The organism is Halobaculum sp. XH14, from assembly GCF_032116555.1.
Taxonomy (GTDB): Archaea; Halobacteriota; Halobacteria; order Halobacteriales; family Haloferacaceae; genus Halorarum; species Halorarum halobium.
The window spans coordinates 2,606,641-2,626,327 of record NZ_CP134949.1 but is presented as its reverse complement, the minus strand read 5'-3'; the positions used below and the strand labels follow the sequence as shown (position 1 = coordinate 2,626,327).

Sequence of the window (19,687 nt, the reverse complement as noted above, 5' to 3'; positions counted from 1 at the left end):
CCCCTGGGCGGTCAGGGCCCGTCGGTCACCTCGCCGTCGCCGGTCCCGCGTTCGGCCATCATCCCCGCGGCGCGCTCGGCCCAGTTCGTGTAGCGGAACCCGACGAACACCAGCACCGCCATCGCGACGTACTGGAGGCCGACGCCCCAGTAGGCGCCGACCTCGGCGTACCCGAGCGTGACTCCCGCGAGGAAGGAAAAGCCCAGCAGGAAGCCGAACACGCCGACGAGACGGGCGATCAGGGGAACCCGCGTCTCGCTCGCGCCCTGGAGCGCCCCCGAGAGCACGCTGAACGTCGCCAGGAACGCGGCGGTCGCGCCGTAGACGCGCGCGAAGGCGACGGCGTAGGGAACCGTCTCCGGCTGGTCGGTGAACACCCGGACGAACTGCGGCGCGAGCGCGACGAGCCCCAGGCCGATGACGCCGATGGTCGCGAGCGCGAGCGCCGTCACCGCGTAGCCGTCGTATCGTGCGCCCTCGTCGTCGCCGTCGCCGAGCGCCTGCCCGACGACGACGCTCGCGGCGACGTGGTAGCCCCGCGAGAGCGGGCCGGTCACCTGCTGGTACATCCGCCGACCGATCTGGAAGCCGGCGTTCACGTTCGTCCCGAACGACAGCAGGAGCGCGTTGAACGGGAACTCCGCGAGCGCCGCCGCGAACCCCTCGACGATTCGCGGGGCGGAGACGCGGACGAGCTGGCTGGCGATGACCGGGTCCCGGGGGCGCACGAGGCTCGCGTCGGACCAGTCGGTCGCCATCGCCGCCAGCAGCATGCTCGCCGTGAACACGTTCGCGGCCGCGGTGGCGACGCCGACGCCGACGACGTCGAGCCGCGGGATGCCCAGCGGCGCGAAGCCGAGCCCCAGCGCGACCGAGCCGACGATGTTGAACCCGTTGGCGACGACGTTGACGTACATCGGCGTGCGCGTGTCGCCGGTGCCCTGGAGCGAGCGCGCGGCGATGAGCGAGACGTGGCGCGCGGGCGCGGTGGCGAAGACGATCGCCAGGTACTGCCCGCCGAGCGCGGCCGTGTCCGCGTCCGCGCCGAGCAGCCCGATGACGGTCTCGCCGAAGAAGAACCCGAGGAGGACGAACGGGATTCCCAGCACGAGTCCGAGCAGGACCGCCTGCGTGATCGCCTCGTCCCGGTTCCCGGTCGCGGCCGCGCCGGTGTCTTGGCTGGAGAGCGCGATGGCGCCGCCGCCGAGGCCGAGGCCGATGCGGAGCGGGAAGCGGGCGTAGAGGTCCGCGAGGCCGATGGCGACGACGGCTGCCGGAGAGAACTGCGCGGTGACGATGATGTCGGTCGTCCGCATCGCCGTGCGGAACGTCTGTTCGGCCATGACCGGCCAGGACAGCGAGAGCACCCGCTTCCAGACCCCGACCAGCCGGCCCGTGTTCATGTACGTCCCTGCGTCGGCCCCCGTTTCAGGCTACCGAATGGGGAACGTCGCGCGGGGAAGGAACCGGAACCACGCGTGTCCGAAAGCGGCCGCCACCCCGTCACCAACGGCATGGCGTGCGAGCGCCTGCCCGAAAACATGGAAGCGTACGAGCGGGCGTATCTCGAAGCGATCGCGGAGAACCTGGCCGCGAGCATCGCGATGGGGATGCGGGACGGGTCGGCGGACGTGGAACTCGTCGAGAGCGAGGACCGGCTGACGACGGCCGGGGAACTCTGGGTTCGCGGCTACCTGACCGGCCGGCTCTCGATGTTCAGGGCCGGGACGAACGGCAACCCGAACCTCTCGGCGGCCGACCTGACGGAGATCGCCGCGTTCGTCGAGGACCACCAGGCCGGCTTCGCGGCGGAGCTGTACTCGTGACCGCCCGGAGGTGGCCGGCGTGACCGACCGGCCCGCGCCGCCGTTGCGCGCGATGAGCTACAACGTTCGCTACGCCGACATCGATGGCGGCGAACACGGCTGGGAGAACCGGCGCGACCCGATCGCCACGGGGATCAGGTTCCACCGTCCCCACGTCGTCGGCCTGCAGGAGGCGCTCCACGACCAGCTGGAGGACCTCCGGGAGCGGCTGCCGGCGTTCGACTGGCTCGTCGCGGGCCGACCCGAGGGCGGCACCGCGGGCGAGTACGTCCCCATCGGCTACCGACGCGAGCGACTGGCCCCCGAGGACGATGGCTCCTTCTGGCTCTCGGAGACGCCCGGAGAGTCGGGAAGCGTCGGCTGGGACGCCGCGCTGCCGCGGCTCGTGCGCCACGCGCGGTTCCGCGACCGGCGGACCGGCGGTGAGTTCCTCCACGTCAACACCCACTTCGATCACCGGGGCGAACGCGCCCGGGTCGAGAGCGCCCGGCTGCTCCGCGACTGCATCGACAAGCTGTCAGGGTCGGTCCCCGTCGTCGTCTCGGGCGACTTCAACTGTCGGGAGTCGAGCGAGCCGTACCGCGTCCTGACCGACGGCGCGGGCGCGACCCACCGACGCTCGCTGACCGACACGCATCACATCTCGCGGTACCCTCACCACGGCCCGGAGACCAGCATGACCGACTTCAACGACCTGGTCCCCGAGAAGAAGATCGACCACGTGTTCGTTTCGGCGGGCGTGGACGTGATCAACCACGGGACCTGCTCGGACACGTACGGCGACGGCTGCTACCCGTCCGATCACCTGCCCGTCATCGCCGACGTGTCCCTGCCCGACCCCGCGTGAGCCGGACGGCCGGCGCCGACGCGACCGGCCGCGGTCGACGGGGGAAAACGCCTTCCTCCGGCCCGACGTGAACTCGGTATGGACGTGTTCGTGTACGGGACGCTGACGAACCCCGAGCGGGTCCGGGAGGTGCTCGACTCGTTCGTGTTCGTCGGGCCGGCGGTGCTGGACGGCCTCCGGGTCGTCGACGGGAAGTATCCGACGCTCGCGCCCGCCGAGGGCGCCGATTCCGCCGGCGGCCGTGACGGCGGGGCCACCGGACGGATGGACGGCCCGGCGGTGGCGGGCCGGCTGCTCAGGACGGACGAGGTCGACGCCCTCGACGCGTACGAACGGGTCGAGGACGGCCTGTACGTCCGCGTGTCGGTCCCGCTGGTGGCGGACGGAGCGAGCGTGGACGGCCCGGCGGACGGTGCACCCGCCGGCGGCGACCGCGAGGCCGCCGTCTACGTCGGCGACCCCGACCGGCTCGACGCGGCGGCCTCCTGGCCCGGTACGGGCCCGTTTCCGGAACGGGTGCGAGCCGCCGTCGCGGACCGCCCGATTCGGGTCACACGCCCGTCGGTGGATTGAAGCGAGCGACGGGCGGCGTGCGGGCGTCATACGAGCGGATTTAACCGACGCCCTCTTGCGATTTTACTTCCGCTTCGCGTGACGCACATTTTTATACCTGGGGGGCTTTCCAGCAACTGCACGTCACACGCGTGCATTCCCCCTCCCCTTCGGACGTAACGACTAACCAGCGACGCGTCCGAACCACGGTATGCTCTCGCTAGCGGACGTGCTCGCGGCCCGCGACCGGGTGAACGAGGTCGCCCGTACCACGCCGCTGGAGTACTCTCACACCTTCTCCGCTGCCACCGGTGCGACCGTCCACCTCAAGCTGGAGACGTTCCAGCGCACCGGGTCGTTCAAGATCCGCGGCGCTCGGAACCGCATCGGCACCCTCTCGGCGGAAGAGCGCGAGCGGGGCGTCGTCACCGCCTCCGCCGGGAACCACGCCCAGGGCGTCGCGCTCGCGGCGACCCGTGCGGGCGTCCCCTCGACCATCGTCATGCCGAAGTACGCGCCCATCTCGAAGGTGTCGGCGACGCGTCGCTACGGCAGCGACGTGGTGCTCCACGGCGTCGACTACAGCGAGGCGGCCGCCCGCGCCCACGAGATCGAGGCCGCCGAGGACCGCACGTACGTCCACGCGTTCGACGACGAGCTGGTGATGGCCGGGCAGGGGACCATCGGCCTGGAGATCGCAGAGCAGTGCCCCGAGGCCGACACCGTCGTCGTGCCAATCGGCGGCGGCGGACTCGTCTCGGGGGTCGCCACGGCGGTGAAGGGGACGCTCGACGACGTGCGGGTCGTCGGCGTGCAGGCCGAGGGTGCCTCAGCCACGGCCGACTCCCTGCGGAAGGGGAGCCGCCAGGAGCTCGCGAGCGTCGACACCATCGCGGACGGCATCGCCGTGCGGGCCACGGGCGAGAAGACGTTCCCCGTCATCCGGGAGCACGTCGACGAGGTCGTCACCGTGAGCGACGAGGAGATCGCCGTCGCGGTGACGAAGCTGCTCGAACGTTCGAAGACGCTCGTCGAGGGCGCCGGGGCCGTGTCGCTCGCGGCGGTCCTCGAACGCGCGTTCGAGTACGAGGACGACGAGACGATCGTCCCGGTCCTCTCGGGGGGCAACATCGACATGAACACGCTGACGACGGTCGTGTTGCGGGGGCTCGTCGAGATGGGCCGGTACCTCAAGGTCCGGACGGAACTGAAGGACCGGCCCGGCGCCCTGGAGCGGCTCGTCGAGGTCATCGCCGACGCGAACGCGAACATCTTCGCCATCCGGCACGACCGCACCTCGCGGGACATCGCGGTCAACGCCGCGGAGGTCGAGGTCGACCTCGAGGCCCACGGCGACGAGCACGCCGCCGAGATCGTCGCGTCGCTGGAGGGGCACGGCTACGAGGTCGACGTGCTGGCCTGAATCGACGTGCTGGCCCGAGTCGCCGTACCCGCCTATGGCTCTTCTACTGGATGTTCGGCCGCGTGTAGTCGATACCACACGGTGAGGAACTGCCGGCCGAGCAGCCACATCTCGTGGGTGGCGAGGAGGTCGGCGTCCTCCCCCTCGGGGGCGACGCGGACGGTGAACGTCTGGTCCATCGGGAGTTCGACGGAACCGAGGGGCGTCCGGAGGTAGAGGCCGGGGTCGCCCGGGCCCTCGGTGTGGAGACGGACGCCGGTTCCCCGCGCCGATTCGGAACCGTTCTCCCCGGCGGTCCCCCCGTCGAGGTGGTCGATCCGCAGGACCGTCGAGAGGTTCGAGCGTGGGAGCGGCACCGCGATGTTGACGAACCGCTCGCCGTCCCGGACGTGGCTCGCGTACACGGCGACGAAGACGGCCGTCCCCCCGTCGTCGGTCCGGACCCACGCCCGGGCGCCCTCGCGTGGGTCGACGTCGGGTCGGACCTCCGCGAAGCGACTGTGAAGTCGCCGTCCCTCGGCGGAGCGGCCGGGGAGGTTCAGCTGTCCGAGCGCGGCCGTGACCGGCGAGGCGAGCGCGGCGCCGAGCCGGAACGGCGCGTGCCAGCGGACGTCGTACGCCACGTCGAACTCGGCGGTGCGTTCGTAGAACGCGCGGACGAGGGGCGCGACGCGGTCGGGGTCGAACCCCGGACGGGCGTACGCCGCGAGGTCGTCCATCTCGCCGAGCGGCTCCCGGCCGGTCGTGATCTCCGCCCGCTCGGGCCAGTCGCGGCCGACCCGCCGGCGCGCCGTCAGCGGGGAGAGCGGGACCCGCCGGTCGTCGGCTCCGGCGGTGCCGGTTCGGACCCGGTCGACCACCGCGGCGGCGGCGAACGCGAGGGCGGTCGCCGTGACGCTCACGAGAGCCGAGAGCACGAACAGCGCGGACGCGCGCCGGAGTCGCATGGTCGAATCGAAGGGGGGCCGATTTAAGGTACGTCCGGTTCCAGCCTCCACCATGAAGCGCGTGATCTCCACCGACGAAGCGCCGGCCGCGGTCGGCGCGTACAGCCAGGCGACGACGAACGGCGACGTCATGTTCACGGCCGGCCAGATTCCCCTGACGCCCGACGGCGAACTCCGGGACGAGGCCCCCATCGCCGAGCAGACGGAACTGGCGCTGGACAACCTCATGGCCGTCCTCGCCGAGGCGGACGCCGGGGCGTCGGACGTGCTGAAGACGACGGTGTTCCTCGCGGACATCGACGACTTCGAGGCGATGAACGAGACGTACGCGACGTACTTCGACGAGGAGCCGCCCGCGCGCTCGGCGGTCCAGGCCGGCGCGCTCCCGAAGGGCGTCGGCGTGGAGATCGAGGCGGTCGTCGACCTCGCGTGACGCCGCGCCGGAAGTCGGCGCTGCTGTGGGGTGCGGTCGGCGCGCTCGCGTTCCTCGTGCTCGCGCAGGGCGCGGTGCTGGCGTCGGTCCGGCTGCCGGTCGGGTTCCTCGGCATGCTCGGCATCGCCGTGGCGCTGGGCGCGGTCGTCGGCGGGGTGTCGTATCTGGTCGAACACCGCCTGACGGGGAAGGGACAGGCTTAAAACTGCGACGCGGGTAGTTTCGACGCGAGCCAGGATGGCCGAGTGGTAAGGCGCACGCCTGGAAAGCGTGTTCCCCTTGGGATCCAGGGTTCAAATCCCTGTCCTGGCGTACTTCTCGGGCCGACACCGCGAGCGAACGAAGTGAGCGAGCCGTCGGCCCACGAATATCCGAACGACAGGGATTTGAAGTAGACGAGTCGCAGCCCGCGCAGGCGAGCGAAGCGAGGCGAGCAGGACCGTCTCGGCGTGGTTCAAATCCCCGTCCTGGCGTCTTCTTCCACGATTTTGACGGTGAGCAGTCAGCGCAGTCAGCCCTATCCGGAAGGGTAGTGGATCCCTCGGTTGCGAGGACCTCGAAAGCCCCCGTAGAAGACTCGGCCCGCGTCCGGACGGGTCCTGTGGAAACCGTACGGCAGACCGCGAAAGCCCCCGCACCTGTCGGCTCGGTGCGGCCGCTGCGCTTCTCGTCGGTCGGCCTGCGGCCTCCCTCCTGTCGTTCGAAAGGCGCTTTGCGCCTTTCGTGATGACGAAAATCTCCGATTTTCGAACCACGGTGCTTGACGGTCCACGCCGTCGCCCACAGGTGCGGCCCCTTTCAGTCCCCCCACCGCTCCGCACAGCAACGCCCACACGCCTCCCCAGCCGATTCGTTCACTCCACTCCCTCCGGTCGTTCCGTTCACTCATCCCTCGCGCGCATCCGGCGGGCACGGAGGCCCGCCGGCACGCGCCGACCGCACTCCCCCGGTCCACACGACAGGGAAGTAACCTACTCCGCGGTCAGGTCGTCCAGGTCGGGCGACGTCGACTCCGCGTACCCCTCCAGCATGTTCTCGACGTACTTCGCGACCACGTCCACCTCCAGGTGAACCGGGTCGCCCGGCTGCTTCTCCGAGAGGTTCGTCAGGTCGTGGGTGGCGGGGATGACGGCGACGTCGAACTCGTCGGGCCGCCGCTCGGCGACCGTGAGCGAGATGCCGTCCAGCGTCACCGACCCCTTGTCGACGACGTAGCTCGCGTACTCGGGTGGCAGCGCGAACGCGAAGCGCCAGTCCTCGCCGACCTGCTCGATCCCCGTCACGCGGGTCGTCGTGTCGACGTGGCCCTGGACGACGTGGCCGTCGAAGCGCCCGTCCGCCGGGAGCGCGCGTTCCAGGTTCACCAGGTCGCCCTCGCGTACCGCGCCCAGGTACGTCTTCTCCACCGTCTCCGCCGCGAGGAACGTCTCGAACCAGGCCGACCCGCCGTCCGCGCCCTCCGGCTCGCCCGCATCGCCCGCGGCGTCCCCACCGTCGGGTCCCTCCTCCAGGTCGCCGAACGCCTCGACGGTGAGACAGACGCCGCTCACGCTGATCGACTGGCCGTGTTCGAGGTCGTCGAACCCGTCGACGCCGATCCGGAGGCGGACGCCGTCGTCGGTCTCCTCCCGGCCGAGGATCGCACCCGTCGTCTCGACGATGCCGGTGAACATGCCTCTTCGTTCCGTCCCGCAAGTGGAAAGCGTTCCGACTCCGTGACGCCGGGTGGCTTTTTGCTCCCCCGTTCCCCACCGGCGCGCATGAACCCGTTCGCCCGCCTGCGGGCCAGTTTCGTCGCCGGGCTCCTGCTCGTCGCACCGCTCGCGATCACGCTGTTCGTGCTCGACTTCGCCGTGGACCGACTGACCGCCGTGCTCACCGGTCCGATCCGCGCGACCAGACTCGCCGAGTACGTCGGGAGCGAGCCGCTTGCGCACGTGCTCGCGGCGGTGACGCTCGCGCTCGCCGTCACGCTCGTCGGCTTCGTCGCCTCCAACGAGGCGGGACGGCGGCTGTTCGGCGGCTTCGAGCGCGGCGTCGGCCTCCTGCCGGTCGTCCGGACCGTCTACTTCGGCGTCCGGCAAGTGAGCGAGTCGCTCGGGACGCCGGGGGACGGCTTCGACCGGGTCGTGCTCGCGGAGTACCCCCGACACGGCGTGTACGCGGTCGGCTTCGTGACGAACCGCGCGCCGCGCCGGATCAGCGAGCGGGCCGACGAGGAGCTGTACGCCGTGTTCTTCCCGCACAGTCCGAACCCGACCGCCGGGAAGCTTGCGATGCTCCCCGACGAACAGCTTCTCGAACTGGACATGAGCGTCGCGCGCGGCCTCCGGCTCGTCGTCACCACGGGACTCTCGATCGAGGACCCCGAGGAGCTCCCCGAGCCGATGGCGCGGTGAGTCCCGGGTGGCCGATGGTCCACTCGTGCCCGGCCGCCGATGCGAGGCGAACCGGTTTTGTCGCCCTCGGTCCTACCCCGTCCCGTGGCACTCGGCATCCTCGACCAGCTCGGCCTCGCGGCGACCCTGATCTTCGCCATCCCCGTCGCCGCCTACGGGCTCCAGCAGGCGGCCGGCGGCAGCCTCGTCGTGGGTGCGGCGTTCCTCGTCGTCGCCGCGCTGATGGTGTATCTCCCCCAGCGGCTCACCACCCCGGGGGACGTTCCGGGCAAGGCGGCCGAGAAAGCCCTCGACACCGCCCTCGGAAGCGAGAACGGGCGAGGCGACGGCGAGGACGGGTCGAACCGCGACGAGAGCGGGAACGGTGCGGCGGCGAGCGACGACGACGCCGCGGACGAGGCCTGAGCTTCTCGTGGACGGAGCCTCCCGTCCCCGCGAGCCGGCCCTGACGCGACGGCGGGCCGTTCCTACCGTTCCCGCGGGACCAGTCCGAACGGGTACTCCCCGAGCAGCCGGTAGCCCCGGTCGGTGACCACGGCGAGGTCCTCCAGCCTGACGCCGCCCCGCTCGGGGTCGTAGACGCCCGGCTCGATGGTCACGACGGTCCCCGTTTCGAGCTCCTCGTCGCCCGGGAGCGACGGCCCTTCGTGCAGCGAGAGGCCGACGCCGTGGCCCGTCGAGTGGGTAAAGCCCACCTCCGCGTCGTCGACGCGGAAGCCGTAGGCCGCCAGTTCGGCGGCGGCTTCCTCGTGGACCGTCGCGGCGGACACGCCGTGCTCCAGTTCGGTGAGCGCGGCGTTTCGCGCCGCCTCGACCGCGACGTACGCGCGGCGCTCCCAGCCGCCGTCCGGGTCGACCGCGAACGTCCTCGTGAGGTCGCCGTAGTAGCCGTCCGGGCCGCGCGGCGAGACGTCGAGCAGCACCGTCTCGCCCGGCCGGATCGCGTCGTGGCCGGTGAAGTGGAGGTCCGCGGCGGTCGGCCCGCAGCCGACCACGGTGTTGCCCGCGTCGCGGACGCCGTGAGCGGCGAGCACCCGGTTCACCTCCCGGCGGAGCCGTTCGGTCGTGAGCGGCGCGCCGCTCCAGACGACCTCGTCCCCGTCGACCGCAGCCTCATACAGCACTCGCTCCGCTCGGGCCATCCCGCCGGCGGCGGTCCCCTGAACGCGACGGAGTCGGTCGAGTTCCGGGTCGGTCTTCACCCGCCTGTCCCGGGCCACGGCGTCGGTCGATTCGATGTCGTACCCCGCCTGTTCGAGGTAGACGGCGGCGTCGTGCGGGACGTGCCGTGGAACGAGGACGGTCTCGCCGGCGTCGACGCCGGCGTCGTCGAGCACCCCGGCGGCACGGAGCCCCGCCGGGTCGCCCTGCCGGTCGGTCTCGACCGCGTCGCCCGGGAACTCGCGCCCGGCCTGCTCGTCGAACAGCGCGGGCGGACAGAGCGTCGCGGTGCCCCGCCGAAAGACGAACGCGTACCCGCGGTCCGGACCGGAAAAGCGCGTCAGGTAGCGCAGGTCGTCGTCGAAGCGGTCGCCGACGTGGACGAACGCGGCGGCGTTGCGCCGGCGGAGTTCCGCGGCGAGGAACTCGTAGTCCGTCCCGAGCGGGTCGGGGTCCACGGCGTCCGGCTCGGTCGCGGTCCGGGCTGGCGCGTCCGGGGTCGTTCCCGCGGACGCCGCCGGGTCGTCTCGGTCGGGCACGGCTCAGGCTTCGGGTTCGGGGGCGTCGAGTTCGGCGATGACCTCCTCGACGAGCTCCTCGGGCGGGTCGTCCTTGAGTTCGTTCGAGAGCACGACGCTGATGGGGAGCGTCGGCGCGCCGTTCACGAGGTTCTCCATGAGGACCAGCCGTTCCCGGGCACGGGACATGCCGACGTAGAACACGCGGCGCTCGTTGTCGGTGAGGATCGGCACCGGGTTCGTCGTCTTCGTGAACTCCTCGCCGGCCGGGAGGCCCTCGATCTCGATCTCCTCCTGGCGGACTTGGGCGGCCATCTGCTCGACGACCTTCTCGGTCAGGTCGGTGTTGACGAACACGTGGTCGGCCTCGCGGCCCTTCGCGGAGTGGATGGTGCCGAGGCGGACCCGGCTCGGATCCATCTTCCCGTAGTCGCCCCGGAAGTACGCCTTCACGGACTTGCGCTGAAAGGAGGTCACCTTCCGGGCCATGTCGGCCGCGCTCGCGCCGTCGGGCATGAACGGGACGAAGTCGGTGACGTCGTCGGGCGAGAGCGGGATCTCCGCGAGGTCGTCCTCGTCGGTGGTCTCCTCCACGTCGTCGAGGAAGTCGTACAGTTCGTCGCGCTCGTTCGAGCCGAACGCCGAGTCCTGGAGGATGTCGGCGAGCCGGCGAGCCTGCAGCACCGTGAGCGCCTCGTCGTTCTCGATCGCCTCGACGCCGCGGACGTAGTCGGTGAGCCGATCGGTCCACATCCGCTGGTCGGTGAGACACGAGAAGGGGATGCCCTCGGCCATGAACTCGTCGATGAACTGGAACATCTGGTAGCGCGCCCGGAACAGCACCATGATCGTCTCGTCGGTGCGCTGGACGGTGTGGCGGACGTTCCGCACCAGATCGAGCATCGAGGGCGACTCGATGGCCTCGACGGTTCCGCCCTCCTTGCGGGGTTTGAGGTCCTTCTCCTGGCGCTTCTCGATGTGGCGGATCTCGCGGTTGACGACCGTCAGGATGTCCGAGGGGAGTCGGTAGGAGTTGGGCAACACCTCGTCCCGGTCGACGTGCGTGTCGAGCAGCAGGTCGGGGTCGGCGCCCTGCCAGGCGTAGACGACCTGGTCGTCGTCGCCCGCGATGAGCACCGTCTCCATGTGTGGCCGCCACTCCTCGTACACCTCGTACTGGAGCGTCGTGATGTCCTGGAACTCGTCGATGACGAGGTAGTCGACGTTCGGCAGGAGCGAGCGCTGCTTCACCCGTTCGAGCATGTCGGCGAACCCGGTGAGGTCGTGTTCGCCCTTGTAGGTCCGCCACGCCCGGATCGTGTTCGGCACGTCCAGCCGGTCGTCGTCGCCGGGCCACGTCGGGGTGTACTTGTTCCCCTCCTGTGCGTTCGGGTCGATTTCGGGCGGGAGCCGGACCTCCTCGACGTCCCACTGGAACGGCACGTCGTACCAGTCGGCGACGTCGCGGTGGGTGCGCTGGAGCCACTGGGAGGTGGCGATGACCTTGTTGCCGAGCGTCGTCGAGCGGGCGGTCCGCCGGCCGCCGCCCGAGTACTCGTCCTCGAACTCGACGCCGTACTCCTCGCAGAACTCCTCCTTGTCCGAGTCGGAGACGACGTCGCCCCGCGAGAGGTTCAGCAGTTCGTACGCCTTCGCGTGCATCGTGCTCACGTTGCCCTGGAGGTGTCGGGGCGTCGTGTCGAGTCGTTCCGCGAGTCGCTCGCGGATCTCCGCGGCGGCAGCCCGAGTGTAGGAGACCACGAGGATGTCCCGGATCTCCGCGCCCTCGTCCTCGATGAGGGTCTCGACGCGGTCGAGCAGCGCCGTCGTCTTCCCGCTGCCCGGACCGCCGAACAGTCGGGTCACCGTGGGGTCGCTCATGTCCGCTTACTGGCCCCGGCCCCCCATAAGCGACGTGGCTTCCGCTGGCCGGGATATCGGCTGGAAAACGGGCGATTCGCCCGTGCGGGGGGCGGCTCCGCTACCGGCGCGTCTCGGGTCGCCAGCCGCACACCGAGCACGTCCGCGCGTCGTCCTCGTGGAGTCCGCCACAGTCCGGACACTGTTTCTTGTTGTACGACTCCTCCCATCGTGTCGGCTCGGAGTCGTGACCGCGGGCACTCAGGAACTGATCGAACAGGTCGTCGTCGGGGCTCGGTGCCGACGCCATACGTGGTACGCTATGACATGGCAGTATATAGGTATTGGGGCGGTATGACACGGTCGAAAACCGCAGCACGGCGCGGAGTTAATCTGCTCCCTCGTGCGGTTTTCGGTGGGCCGGCAGTGACGGGTACTCCGGGGAGGGACGGGCGCGGGCGACACGGCCAGTTGCCAGCCGCCGGTTACCGATCCAGCCGTTCGATCGCTCGGACGAACTGGTGTGCCGGGGCCGTCTTCACCCAGCCCACGGGCGTCGCTGGTCGAGTCTTCCACCCCTTTGGTGCCGCGTCCTGGTCACCGCCGGCCGAGCACGTGGTCGGCCGCGATCCCGCTCCCCTTGATGCACGCGACCGTCCCGAGCCCCGGCCAGGTCGTGTCCCCCGCAAGATAGAACCCGTCGACGCCGACGTCCTGTGGCACGGCGCGCTGGTTCGCCGTCTCGAGCGTCTGGCGATACCCCCCGACAGCGCCCCGTGGCCGGTTCGTGAACGCCTCGTAGGTGACCGGCGTGCCGACCTCGTACACCGCCGGGTCGGTCCCGAGGTCGGGGTAGACGGTTCGCGCGCCGCGGACCAGTCGCCGCCCGATCGCCGCCCGCCGTCGCTCGTAGGTCGCCTCGTCGAGCCCTTGCCACGGCTCGACGTCACAGTGGGTCGTGAGCATCACCGCCCGGTACCCCTCCGGGGCGCTCACCGTATCCCCCGGCGCCGACACGGAGACGAACATGTTGTTGCCGTTCCCCAGCGGTTCGTCGTACTCCGGCAGGATCTGGTGGTGCGTGTGCTCGCGACCGGCGACCGCCGCCTCGGGAACGCCGAGGAACACGACGATCGCGCCGCCTTCCTGCTCGCGCATCGTCGAGACGTACTCGTCCAGCCGCTCCCCCACGACCGAGGGAGCGATCCGCCGGGTGAGCTCGGTGGGAACCGCGCTCACCACCTGGTCCGCCCGGTGCCGACCGTCGTCGGTTTCGACGCGGAACGACCCGCGACTGCCGGTCACCTCGGTGACCGCCTCCCCGACGTTCAGGGTCCCGCCCATGTCGGCGTAGTGGTCCGTAAACGCCGTCCAGAAGCCGTCCATCCCGCCGGTCGCCCGCCCGAGGCCCGCGCTCCGGATCGTGACCCCGAGGATCGAGTTGAGCAGGGGAGCTTCCTCGAGGCCGGCGTGGACGGTGTCCTCGACGAGCATCGCCATCGCTGTTCGAAGCGGGCGGTCGTCGTACACGCCGTATCTGACGAGCGCGTCCTTCATCGTCCACCGGAGATACCTGACCAGCCCGACGTTCGACGGCCCGACCGCCCGGGCGTTGCGAAGGAGGTCACCCACCCCCTGGATCGGCAGTTTCACGTCCCGCCTGGTGAGCCCCCAGAGCGTCTCGGCCGTCCGGTCGAGAAAGCGGAAGAACCGGCGGTGGGACTCGTCGTCGCCGAACGCCCGCCGCCGCTCGCGTTCCCACTGCTCCTGGTCGTGATAGAGGGTGACCGTCCGGTCGGGCAACCGAAGTTCGTAGGCGTCCTGGACGTCGATCTCCGGCGGCTCGAATCCGATCTCCGAGAGCAGCTGGCCGCCGACGCCGCCGGGACTGAAGTCCACGAGCGTCGTCGCGCCCACGTCGAAGGAAAACCCGTCCCGCCGATAGTAGCCGGCACACCCGCCGACCCGATCGTGTCGTTCCAGGACGACGGTGGAGCGTCCCGCGGACTGTAGTCGTGCCGCCGTCGCCATCCCGGCGACGCCGCCGCCGACGACGGCGACGTCGAACCGATGACCGCCCATACGGTTCGACGTCCGGCGCGACCCACCGTAAATCCGGGGGACGACGTGGGTGGAAGCCGGCCGAGACTCGCCGCTTCACCCGGGGGCCGGGCCGACGCGATTCAGAGCCCGTACAGCGCCCCGAACTTCTCCTCCACGTAGTCCACGAAGTACTCGGCGGTCAGCGGCTCGCCGGTGGCCTCCTCGACCAGTTCGTCGGTCGGGTAGCGCCGGCCGTGCGAGTGGACGTGTTCGGTCATCCAGTCCCGGAGCGGCTTCAGGTCCCCCTCGCGGATCTTCGCGTCCACGTCGTCGACGTCCCGCCGCATCGCGTGGTCGAGTTGCGCGGCGAGGACGGAGCCGATGGTGTAGCCCTGGAACGCCGCGAACCGGCTCGACCAGTGGATGTCCTGTAGCACGCCGACGGCGTCGGTGTCTGGCGTCACGTCGAGGTACTCCTCCATCTTCCGGTTCCAGGCGTCTGGCAGCTCCTCGACCGCGAGGTCGCCCGCGACGAACGCGCGGTCGAGTTCACAGCGGAGGATGATGTGCAGGTGGTAGGTAAGCTCGTCCGCCTCCACGCGGATCAGGTTCTCCGGGTAGATGCGGTTCACCGCGGCGTACGCCTCCTCGGGCGTCACGTCGTCGATGCCGTCGAGATGCTCCTTCGCGGTCGGGAGAAAGCCCTCCCAGAACGGCTTCGTGCGGCCGACGTGATTCTCCCAGAATCTGGACTGGCTCTCGTGGACGCCGCTGGAGAGCGACGCGCCGAGCGGTTCGCCGAACCGTTCCGTCGGCAGGCCGAGTTCGTAGCTCGCGTGCCCGAACTCGTGGACGGTCGCCGTGAGCGCGTCCATCGGGTCGTCGGGCTTGAACCGGGTCGTGATGCGCGCGTCGTACTGGTTACCGGCCGTGAACGGGTGCGCCGAGACGTCGAGGCGGCCGTGCTCCTCGGGGTAGCCGAGCAGGTCCAGGACGGCGTCCGAGAGCGCCCGCTGCTCCTCGTCGGCGTACGGGCCGGCCTCGACGAACGGCGAGGGCAGGTCGTCGCCCTCCGCCTGGATCTCCTCGATGAGCGGGACGAGCGCGTCCTTGAGCTCCTCGAAGATTTCGGCCATCCGGTCGAGCGGGAGGTACGGCTCGCCGTCCTCGTACATCACCTCGTAGGGCGGCCGGTCGGGGTCGATGGCCTCGGCCCGTCGCACCTGCAGGTCCCGGAGCGTTTCGAGGGCCGGCGCGAACCGGTCGAAGTCGTCCTCGGCCTTCGCCTCCTGCCACACCCGCTGGCTGTTGGACGTGTGCTCGGTGAGTTCCTCGACGAGTGACTCGGGGACCGAGCGGTTGCGGTCGTGCCGCCGCCGGATCTCGCGGACGTTCGCCGCCTCCGCCTCGGAGAGGTCCGCGTCCTCCGCGTCGGCGATGGCCTCGGCCATCCCATCGCTCGTCAGCTTCTCGTGGGTCGTCGCCGAGAGCGCGGCGAGCTGCTTGCCGCGGGCGGGCGTACCGCCCTCGGGCATGGTGACCTGCTGGTCCCAGTAGAGGACGCCCGAGCCGCTCTCGAGGTACGCGATCCGTCTGTATCGGTCGAGGAGGGCCTCGTACCGTTCGGGTGCTTCTCGGTCGGGTTCTCCGCCGGATTCGGCGTCGGAGGACTGGCGTGCCATCTCGTATCTTCGTGTGTGGTAGACGGTATCAAGGTCCGGGTGTGCTGTGTTCGTGGCCGGTTTTCGTTCGGTGTCGGGTCGGGTTCTCGTGTGGTCGAGGAGGGTTTCGCGGTTTCCCGTCAAACTGCCTCGAAAGCCTACTGTGTGTCGCGTTCGGTCCTGTCTCGGCTGTCGTGACGCACGCCTCGAAAGCCCCCGGCTGGCTACGCTCCTCGGCACGCTCTGCGCTTCTAGCCTCGGTCGCTCCGCTCCCTCGCCTGCGATGCTCGTCCCTCGCGCGAATTGGCCGCCCACGAGGGGTGGCCGCCGCGCGCCACCGCACCCAGTCGGTCCTCCCGCGACACCGAGGGGTCTTTGCCCCGGCGCGGCCCATCTCCGGGCATGACCGACGGCGACGCGGACTCCGCCGGCCCACTCGCCGACCGCGACTGGCGGCTCGTCCGCGAGGAGGCCCGGCCCGGCCCGCTGAACATGGCGCTCGACGAGGTCGCGGCCGAGACGGCGGCCGACGGCGGACCGCGGACGGTCCGCGTGTACCGCTGGGAGCCGTCCTGCCTCTCGCTCGGCTACAACCAGGACCCGGAGACGGTCGACTGGGACCGCTGTGCCGACGCGGACGTGGATGTGACGCGCAGACAGACCGGCGGCGGCGGCATCTACCACGACCGCTCGGGCGACGTCTCCTACTCCATCACCGCCCCCGCGGCCGAACTCCCCGGGTCGCTCATGGACGCCTACCGCCTGCTCTGTGAACCCGTCCTGGACGCCTTCCGACGGCTCGGCGTCGACGCCGACTACGCGGGCGAGGAGCGCGACGCCGTCTACCACCCGGCGTGCTACCTCCGGGGGCTCCACCCGGCACACGACGTGCTCTCGGCCGGCGGCGACGGCCGGAAGCTCTCGGGCAACGCCCAGTACCGCCGCGAGGACGCGGTCATCCAGCACGGCTCGGTGACCTACGAGTCGAAGCCCGGCGACCATCTCGCGTGCTTCGCCGACCCGGGGGTGACCGAGGACCGGTTCGCCGAGCGGGTCGCCGGCATCGCGGAACTGACCGACGCGACGCGCCGGGAAGCCGTGACTGCGTTCGAGGACACGCTGGCGGAGTGGGCCGACGCGTCGCCGGGCGAGTGGACGGCGGAGGAACTGGAGCGTGCAGAGGAGATCGGCGACGAGAAGTACCGGAGCGACGACTGGGTCCGGCGGGTTCCCGGCGGTCGGTAGGTGATTCGAGCTTCGAGCGGTCGATTTTGCGTCTACTCCACCGCTTCCGAAGCGGCTTTGAGGGCCCGCCGACCACCCGCAGGCATGACGGAACTCCGGATCGGCGCACACGAGTCCATCGCCGGCGGCGTGTCCAACGCGGTCGACGAGGCGATCGAGGACGGCGGCAACTGCGGGCAGATCTTCACCCACTCGCCCCAGGTCTGGAACCACGGCGAGATCGAGGACGTAGAGGCCGAGCGCTTCCGCGCGACGGCCGACGAGAACGACGTCCGCCCGTGGGTCATCCACTCGTCGTACCTCGTGAACCTCTGTACGCCGAAGGAGGACCTGCGCGAGAAGTCGGTCGACTCCATGCAACAGGAGGTCGACGCCGCCGACAGGTTGGACGTCCCGTACGTCAACGTCCACCTCGGCGCACACACCGGCGCGGGCGTCGAGGGCGGTCTGGACAACGCGGCCTCGGCGCTCGAGGAACTCGACGTTCCCGACGGCGTCACGGTGCTCATCGAGTCCGACGCCGGCTCGGGCACGAAGCTCGGCGGCGAGTTCGAGCACCTCGCGGGCATCATCGACCGCTGTGACCTGGATCTCGACATCTGTCTCGACACGGCCCACGCGTTCGCGGCGGGCTACGACCTCTCCACGGAGGCGAGCGTCGAGGAGACCATCGCCGAACTGGACGACGTGGTCGGGCTCGAGCACCTCGAATACGTCCACCTGAACGACTCGAAACACGAGTGCGGGACGAACAAGGACGAGCACGCCCACATCGGCGAGGGGCTCATCGGCGAGGAGGGGATGCGCGCGTTCATCAACCACCCCGACCTGCTCGACGTGCCGATGGCGCTGGAGACGCCGACCGAGGACGGGAAGTCGTTCGCCTGGAACATCCAGCGCGTGAAGGAACTGCGGGAATGATCCGGGTTCTTCGGGTCTGATTTCGTCGTCGGTGTTGGTTCAGTCAGCACCGCGACTGCCGTGGTGACGACCGCGGGAGTCCCCGTCTGCGTAGAATAGGGTAGCCACTCATTCGGTTCGGAACGCTTCGGAAGCCCCCATGGCTCTCGGGGACGGCGCGACCGCTGCGCTCCTCGCGCTCGCTTCGCTCGCGCTGTGGTGCTTGACGGTCGCGCCGTCCCCGAGAGCCACGGCCCCTTCCAGTCCCACCCGACCGCACCGCCACCGCAGCCACACGCCTCCCCAGCCGATTCGTTCACTCGGCTCGCTCCGCTCGCCGTCGCTCTCTCATCCTGGCTTCCGACCCTACTCTGTACTTCCACTCAATGACGTCCGAGACGACACGGAATCGTGACCGACCGCTTTTACCGCCTCCCGAACCTCCCACGAAACATGGTCGAGAACGTCGCGGGGGTGATGACCGAACTCGAACCCGAGGACTTCTATCTCCTCTCGGGGGTCGAGCAGGGCATGCGCTTCTCCGAGTGGGTGAACCGGGAGAAGCTCCCCGACTACGCGAACCTCACCGAGGAGGAGGTCGAGTACCGCATCGACCGCTGTTCGGACCGCGGGCTCATCCAGCGCAAGACCATCCAGTACGAGGGATACCAGCTGACGTTCCGTGGGTACGACGCGCTCGCGCTCCACACGTTCGCCGAGCGTGACACCGTGCTCGGCGTCGGCTCGCCGCTGGGCGTCGGCAAGGAGTCGGACGTGTACGAGGTGGAGTCCTACCGGCCGTTCGCGCTGAAGTTCCACCGCGAGGGGTACACCAACTTCCGGGAGGTGAGCAAGGGGCGCGACTACACCGCCGACAACCAGCACGTCTCCTGGCAGTACACCGCGCGGAAGGCCGCAGAGCGCGAGCACGGCGCGCTGGAGGACCTCTACCCGGACGTCTCCGTCCCGCGGCCGGTGGACCACAACCGCCACGCCATCGTGATGGAGAAGCTCCCCGGGCCGGAACTCGCGGACGCGAAGCTCCGGTCCGAGCAGGTCGTGGGCGTCCTCGATCTCGTCCTGCGGGAGATGGCGACCGCCTACCGGGTCGGCTACGTCCACGCCGACATGAGCGAGTACAACGTCGCGGTCAGCGAGGACGGCGTCGTCGTGTTCGACTGGCCACAGTCGGTCGGGACGGACCACGAGAACGCCGACGAACTGCTGGCGCGCGACGTGGAGAACGTCGTCGGCTACTTCCACCGGAAGTACCCGGGAGAGACGCCCGACGTGGAAACCGACGCCGTGGCGGCGGCGATTTCTGACGGGACGTTCGAGTCCGTGCGGGCGTTCGACGGGGCGTAACGGTCGCCCGCCCGATCCGTCGACTCCGACCGACGAACCACGAACGTTTTGGATCGGCCCGGCGTCCGACCATGCGTGAACGGATCCCTCGCAACGCTGTTCCTCCTCGCGTCGCTCCTCTCGCCCGGGGTCGTCGGCCGTCGCCCCGACGTCGTGGGCCGCGCCGGCGCGGCCACGGTCGGCACGGTGACGATCGCGTACGGCGGGCGCGAGGTCCTCCGCGGCCTCGGCGGCGGCTACTACTGCTGCTCGCAGGGCTTCTACGCGGCGGTCGGCGTCGTCCTCGTCCTCGCCGGGTGGGTCGCCCTCCTGCCCGCGCTGGGGGTCGTCGAGCCGCCGGGCCCGCCGAGCGAGTCGAGCGAACCGGGCGATGTGGATGGATCGAGCGGCCCGGACGGATCGGCCGATGCGGACGGGTCGATCGACCCCGACGAGTCGGACGCCCGCTCGGGGCGCCCGGACGGCCCCGAGACGCCTTGACGCGGCGACGTCGCTTCGAAGTCCTTA

Annotated in this window: 20 protein-coding genes and 1 tRNA gene; 13 read left to right on the top strand and 8 right to left on the bottom strand. The window is 70.3% G+C overall.

The annotated features are described in order from the left end of the window. Positions 1-11: 11 nt before the first annotated feature. Positions 12-1,403 (bottom strand): MATE family efflux transporter, encoded by a 1,392-nt coding sequence (locus tag RJT50_RS13480; protein WP_313691993.1) that lies wholly within the window; start codon positions 1,401-1,403, stop codon positions 12-14. Between the two features lie 75 nt (positions 1,404-1,478). Here RJT50_RS13480 and RJT50_RS13475 point away from each other — a divergent pair, with 75 nt between their 5' ends. The 4 genes from RJT50_RS13475 (at position 1,479) to ilvA (ending at position 4,648) form a co-directional block, all read left to right on the top strand. Continuing rightward, positions 1,479-1,826, top strand: coding sequence for a hypothetical protein (locus tag RJT50_RS13475; protein WP_313691991.1), 348 nt, complete (start codon positions 1,479-1,481; stop codon positions 1,824-1,826). Positions 1,827-1,845: 19 nt separating this feature from the next. Then, positions 1,846-2,673 carry an endonuclease/exonuclease/phosphatase family protein gene (locus RJT50_RS13470; RefSeq protein WP_313691990.1) on the top strand — a complete coding sequence of 276 codons (828 nt, stop codon included), beginning with the start codon at positions 1,846-1,848 and terminating at the stop codon, positions 2,671-2,673. A 78-nt stretch (positions 2,674-2,751) separates the two neighbouring features. After that, positions 2,752-3,246, top strand: coding sequence for a gamma-glutamylcyclotransferase family protein (locus RJT50_RS13465; protein WP_313691989.1), 495 nt, complete (start codon positions 2,752-2,754; stop codon positions 3,244-3,246). A 190-nt stretch (positions 3,247-3,436) separates the two neighbouring features. Beyond that, the gene (gene ilvA / locus RJT50_RS13460; protein WP_313691988.1) at positions 3,437-4,648 is read left to right on the top strand and encodes a threonine ammonia-lyase; all 1,212 of its coding nucleotides are present in this window, start codon (positions 3,437-3,439) and stop codon (positions 4,646-4,648) included. Positions 4,649-4,680: 32 nt separating this feature from the next. Here ilvA and RJT50_RS13455 read toward each other — a convergent pair whose 3' ends face one another. Continuing rightward, the gene (locus tag RJT50_RS13455; RefSeq protein WP_313691987.1) at positions 4,681-5,595 is read right to left on the bottom strand and encodes a hypothetical protein; all 915 of its coding nucleotides are present in this window, start codon (positions 5,593-5,595) and stop codon (positions 4,681-4,683) included. 52 nt (positions 5,596-5,647) lie between these two features. Between RJT50_RS13455 and RJT50_RS13450 the strand changes: the two genes are divergently transcribed. The 3 genes from RJT50_RS13450 to RJT50_RS13440 all read left to right on the top strand — a co-directional run bounded on the left by RJT50_RS13450 (position 5,648) and on the right by RJT50_RS13440 (position 6,340). Continuing rightward, a complete protein-coding gene (locus RJT50_RS13450; RefSeq protein WP_313691985.1) occupies positions 5,648-6,028 on the top strand; it encodes a Rid family detoxifying hydrolase in 381 nt (126 codons plus the stop codon). Next, entirely contained in the window at positions 6,025-6,231 is a 207-nt protein-coding gene (locus RJT50_RS13445; RefSeq protein ID WP_313691984.1) for a DUF7981 family protein, read from the top strand. The genes RJT50_RS13450 and RJT50_RS13445 overlap by 4 nt, the downstream gene beginning before the upstream one ends. A 28-nt stretch (positions 6,232-6,259) precedes the next feature. Further along, a tRNA-Ser gene (locus tag RJT50_RS13440) sits at positions 6,260-6,340 on the top strand. 659 nt (positions 6,341-6,999) lie between these two features. On the opposite strand, the gene RJT50_RS13435 is transcribed toward RJT50_RS13440, so the two are convergent. Then, on the bottom strand, positions 7,000-7,701 hold the full coding sequence (locus RJT50_RS13435; protein ID WP_313691982.1) for a riboflavin synthase: 702 nt from the start codon (positions 7,699-7,701) through the stop codon (positions 7,000-7,002). A gap of 87 nt (positions 7,702-7,788) precedes the next feature. Between RJT50_RS13435 and RJT50_RS13430 the strand changes: the two genes are divergently transcribed. After that, a complete protein-coding gene (locus RJT50_RS13430) occupies positions 7,789-8,427 on the top strand; it encodes a DUF502 domain-containing protein (protein ID WP_313691981.1) in 639 nt (212 codons plus the stop codon). An 84-nt stretch (positions 8,428-8,511) separates the two neighbouring features. After that, entirely contained in the window at positions 8,512-8,832 is a 321-nt protein-coding gene (locus RJT50_RS13425) for a DUF7533 family protein (RefSeq protein ID WP_313691979.1), read from the top strand. A 62-nt stretch (positions 8,833-8,894) separates the two neighbouring features. Here the strand turns inward: RJT50_RS13425 and RJT50_RS13420 are convergent, their stop codons facing one another. From RJT50_RS13420 to RJT50_RS13400, 5 genes are all read right to left on the bottom strand, one after another. Further along, positions 8,895-10,046, bottom strand: coding sequence for a M24 family metallopeptidase (locus RJT50_RS13420; RefSeq protein WP_313696019.1), 1,152 nt, complete (start codon positions 10,044-10,046; stop codon positions 8,895-8,897). 84 nt (positions 10,047-10,130) lie between these two features. Continuing rightward, positions 10,131-11,987 carry an ATP-dependent helicase gene (locus RJT50_RS13415; RefSeq protein ID WP_313691978.1) on the bottom strand — a complete coding sequence of 619 codons (1,857 nt, stop codon included), beginning with the start codon at positions 11,985-11,987 and terminating at the stop codon, positions 10,131-10,133. Between the two features lie 100 nt (positions 11,988-12,087). Next, the gene (locus tag RJT50_RS13410; RefSeq protein WP_313691976.1) at positions 12,088-12,276 is read right to left on the bottom strand and encodes an HVO_0416 family zinc finger protein; all 189 of its coding nucleotides are present in this window, start codon (positions 12,274-12,276) and stop codon (positions 12,088-12,090) included. A 287-nt stretch (positions 12,277-12,563) separates the two neighbouring features. Then, positions 12,564-14,048, bottom strand: coding sequence for a phytoene desaturase family protein (locus tag RJT50_RS13405; protein WP_313691975.1), 1,485 nt, complete (start codon positions 14,046-14,048; stop codon positions 12,564-12,566). A gap of 101 nt (positions 14,049-14,149) precedes the next feature. Next, positions 14,150-15,691 carry a carboxypeptidase M32 gene (locus tag RJT50_RS13400; RefSeq protein WP_313691974.1) on the bottom strand — a complete coding sequence of 514 codons (1,542 nt, stop codon included), beginning with the start codon at positions 15,689-15,691 and terminating at the stop codon, positions 14,150-14,152. 381 nt (positions 15,692-16,072) lie between these two features. On the opposite strand from RJT50_RS13400, the gene RJT50_RS13395 reads away from it, so the two are divergent. The 4 genes from RJT50_RS13395 to RJT50_RS13380 all read left to right on the top strand — a co-directional run bounded on the left by RJT50_RS13395 (position 16,073) and on the right by RJT50_RS13380 (position 19,660). After that, a complete protein-coding gene (locus tag RJT50_RS13395; protein WP_313691973.1) occupies positions 16,073-16,915 on the top strand; it encodes a lipoate--protein ligase family protein in 843 nt (280 codons plus the stop codon). 84 nt (positions 16,916-16,999) lie between these two features. Then, the gene (locus RJT50_RS13390; protein WP_313691972.1) at positions 17,000-17,836 is read left to right on the top strand and encodes a deoxyribonuclease IV; all 837 of its coding nucleotides are present in this window, start codon (positions 17,000-17,002) and stop codon (positions 17,834-17,836) included. Between the two features lie 432 nt (positions 17,837-18,268). Next, positions 18,269-19,180 (top strand): serine/threonine-protein kinase RIO2, encoded by a 912-nt coding sequence (locus RJT50_RS13385; protein ID WP_313691971.1) that lies wholly within the window; start codon positions 18,269-18,271, stop codon positions 19,178-19,180. A gap of 75 nt (positions 19,181-19,255) precedes the next feature. Continuing rightward, positions 19,256-19,660, top strand: a complete 405-nt coding sequence (locus tag RJT50_RS13380; RefSeq protein WP_313691970.1) for a hypothetical protein — start codon at positions 19,256-19,258, stop codon at positions 19,658-19,660. The last annotated feature ends 27 nt before the right edge of the window (positions 19,661-19,687 follow it).

Coding starts and splice junctions, on each gene's coding strand:
- RJT50_RS13400 (WP_313691974.1), bottom strand. CDS start 15,691: ATGGCACGCCAGTCCTCCGACGCCGAATCCGGCGGAGAACCCGACCGA.
- RJT50_RS13480 (WP_313691993.1), bottom strand. CDS start 1,403: ATGAACACGGGCCGGCTGGTCGGGGTCTGGAAGCGGGTGCTCTCGCTG.
- RJT50_RS13435 (WP_313691982.1), bottom strand. CDS start 7,701: ATGTTCACCGGCATCGTCGAGACGACGGGTGCGATCCTCGGCCGGGAG.
- RJT50_RS13410 (WP_313691976.1), bottom strand. CDS start 12,276: ATGGCGTCGGCACCGAGCCCCGACGACGACCTGTTCGATCAGTTCCTG.
- RJT50_RS13415 (WP_313691978.1), bottom strand. CDS start 11,987: ATGAGCGACCCCACGGTGACCCGACTGTTCGGCGGTCCGGGCAGCGGG.
- RJT50_RS13465 (WP_313691989.1), top strand. CDS start 2,752: ATGGACGTGTTCGTGTACGGGACGCTGACGAACCCCGAGCGGGTCCGG.
- RJT50_RS13405 (WP_313691975.1), bottom strand. CDS start 14,048: ATGGGCGGTCATCGGTTCGACGTCGCCGTCGTCGGCGGCGGCGTCGCC.
- RJT50_RS13455 (WP_313691987.1), bottom strand. CDS start 5,595: ATGCGACTCCGGCGCGCGTCCGCGCTGTTCGTGCTCTCGGCTCTCGTG.
- RJT50_RS13385 (WP_313691971.1), top strand. CDS start 18,269: ATGGTCGAGAACGTCGCGGGGGTGATGACCGAACTCGAACCCGAGGAC.
- RJT50_RS13430 (WP_313691981.1), top strand. CDS start 7,789: ATGAACCCGTTCGCCCGCCTGCGGGCCAGTTTCGTCGCCGGGCTCCTG.
- RJT50_RS13450 (WP_313691985.1), top strand. CDS start 5,648: ATGAAGCGCGTGATCTCCACCGACGAAGCGCCGGCCGCGGTCGGCGCG.
- RJT50_RS13390 (WP_313691972.1), top strand. CDS start 17,000: ATGACGGAACTCCGGATCGGCGCACACGAGTCCATCGCCGGCGGCGTG.
- RJT50_RS13395 (WP_313691973.1), top strand. CDS start 16,073: ATGACCGACGGCGACGCGGACTCCGCCGGCCCACTCGCCGACCGCGAC.
- ilvA (WP_313691988.1), top strand. CDS start 3,437: ATGCTCTCGCTAGCGGACGTGCTCGCGGCCCGCGACCGGGTGAACGAG.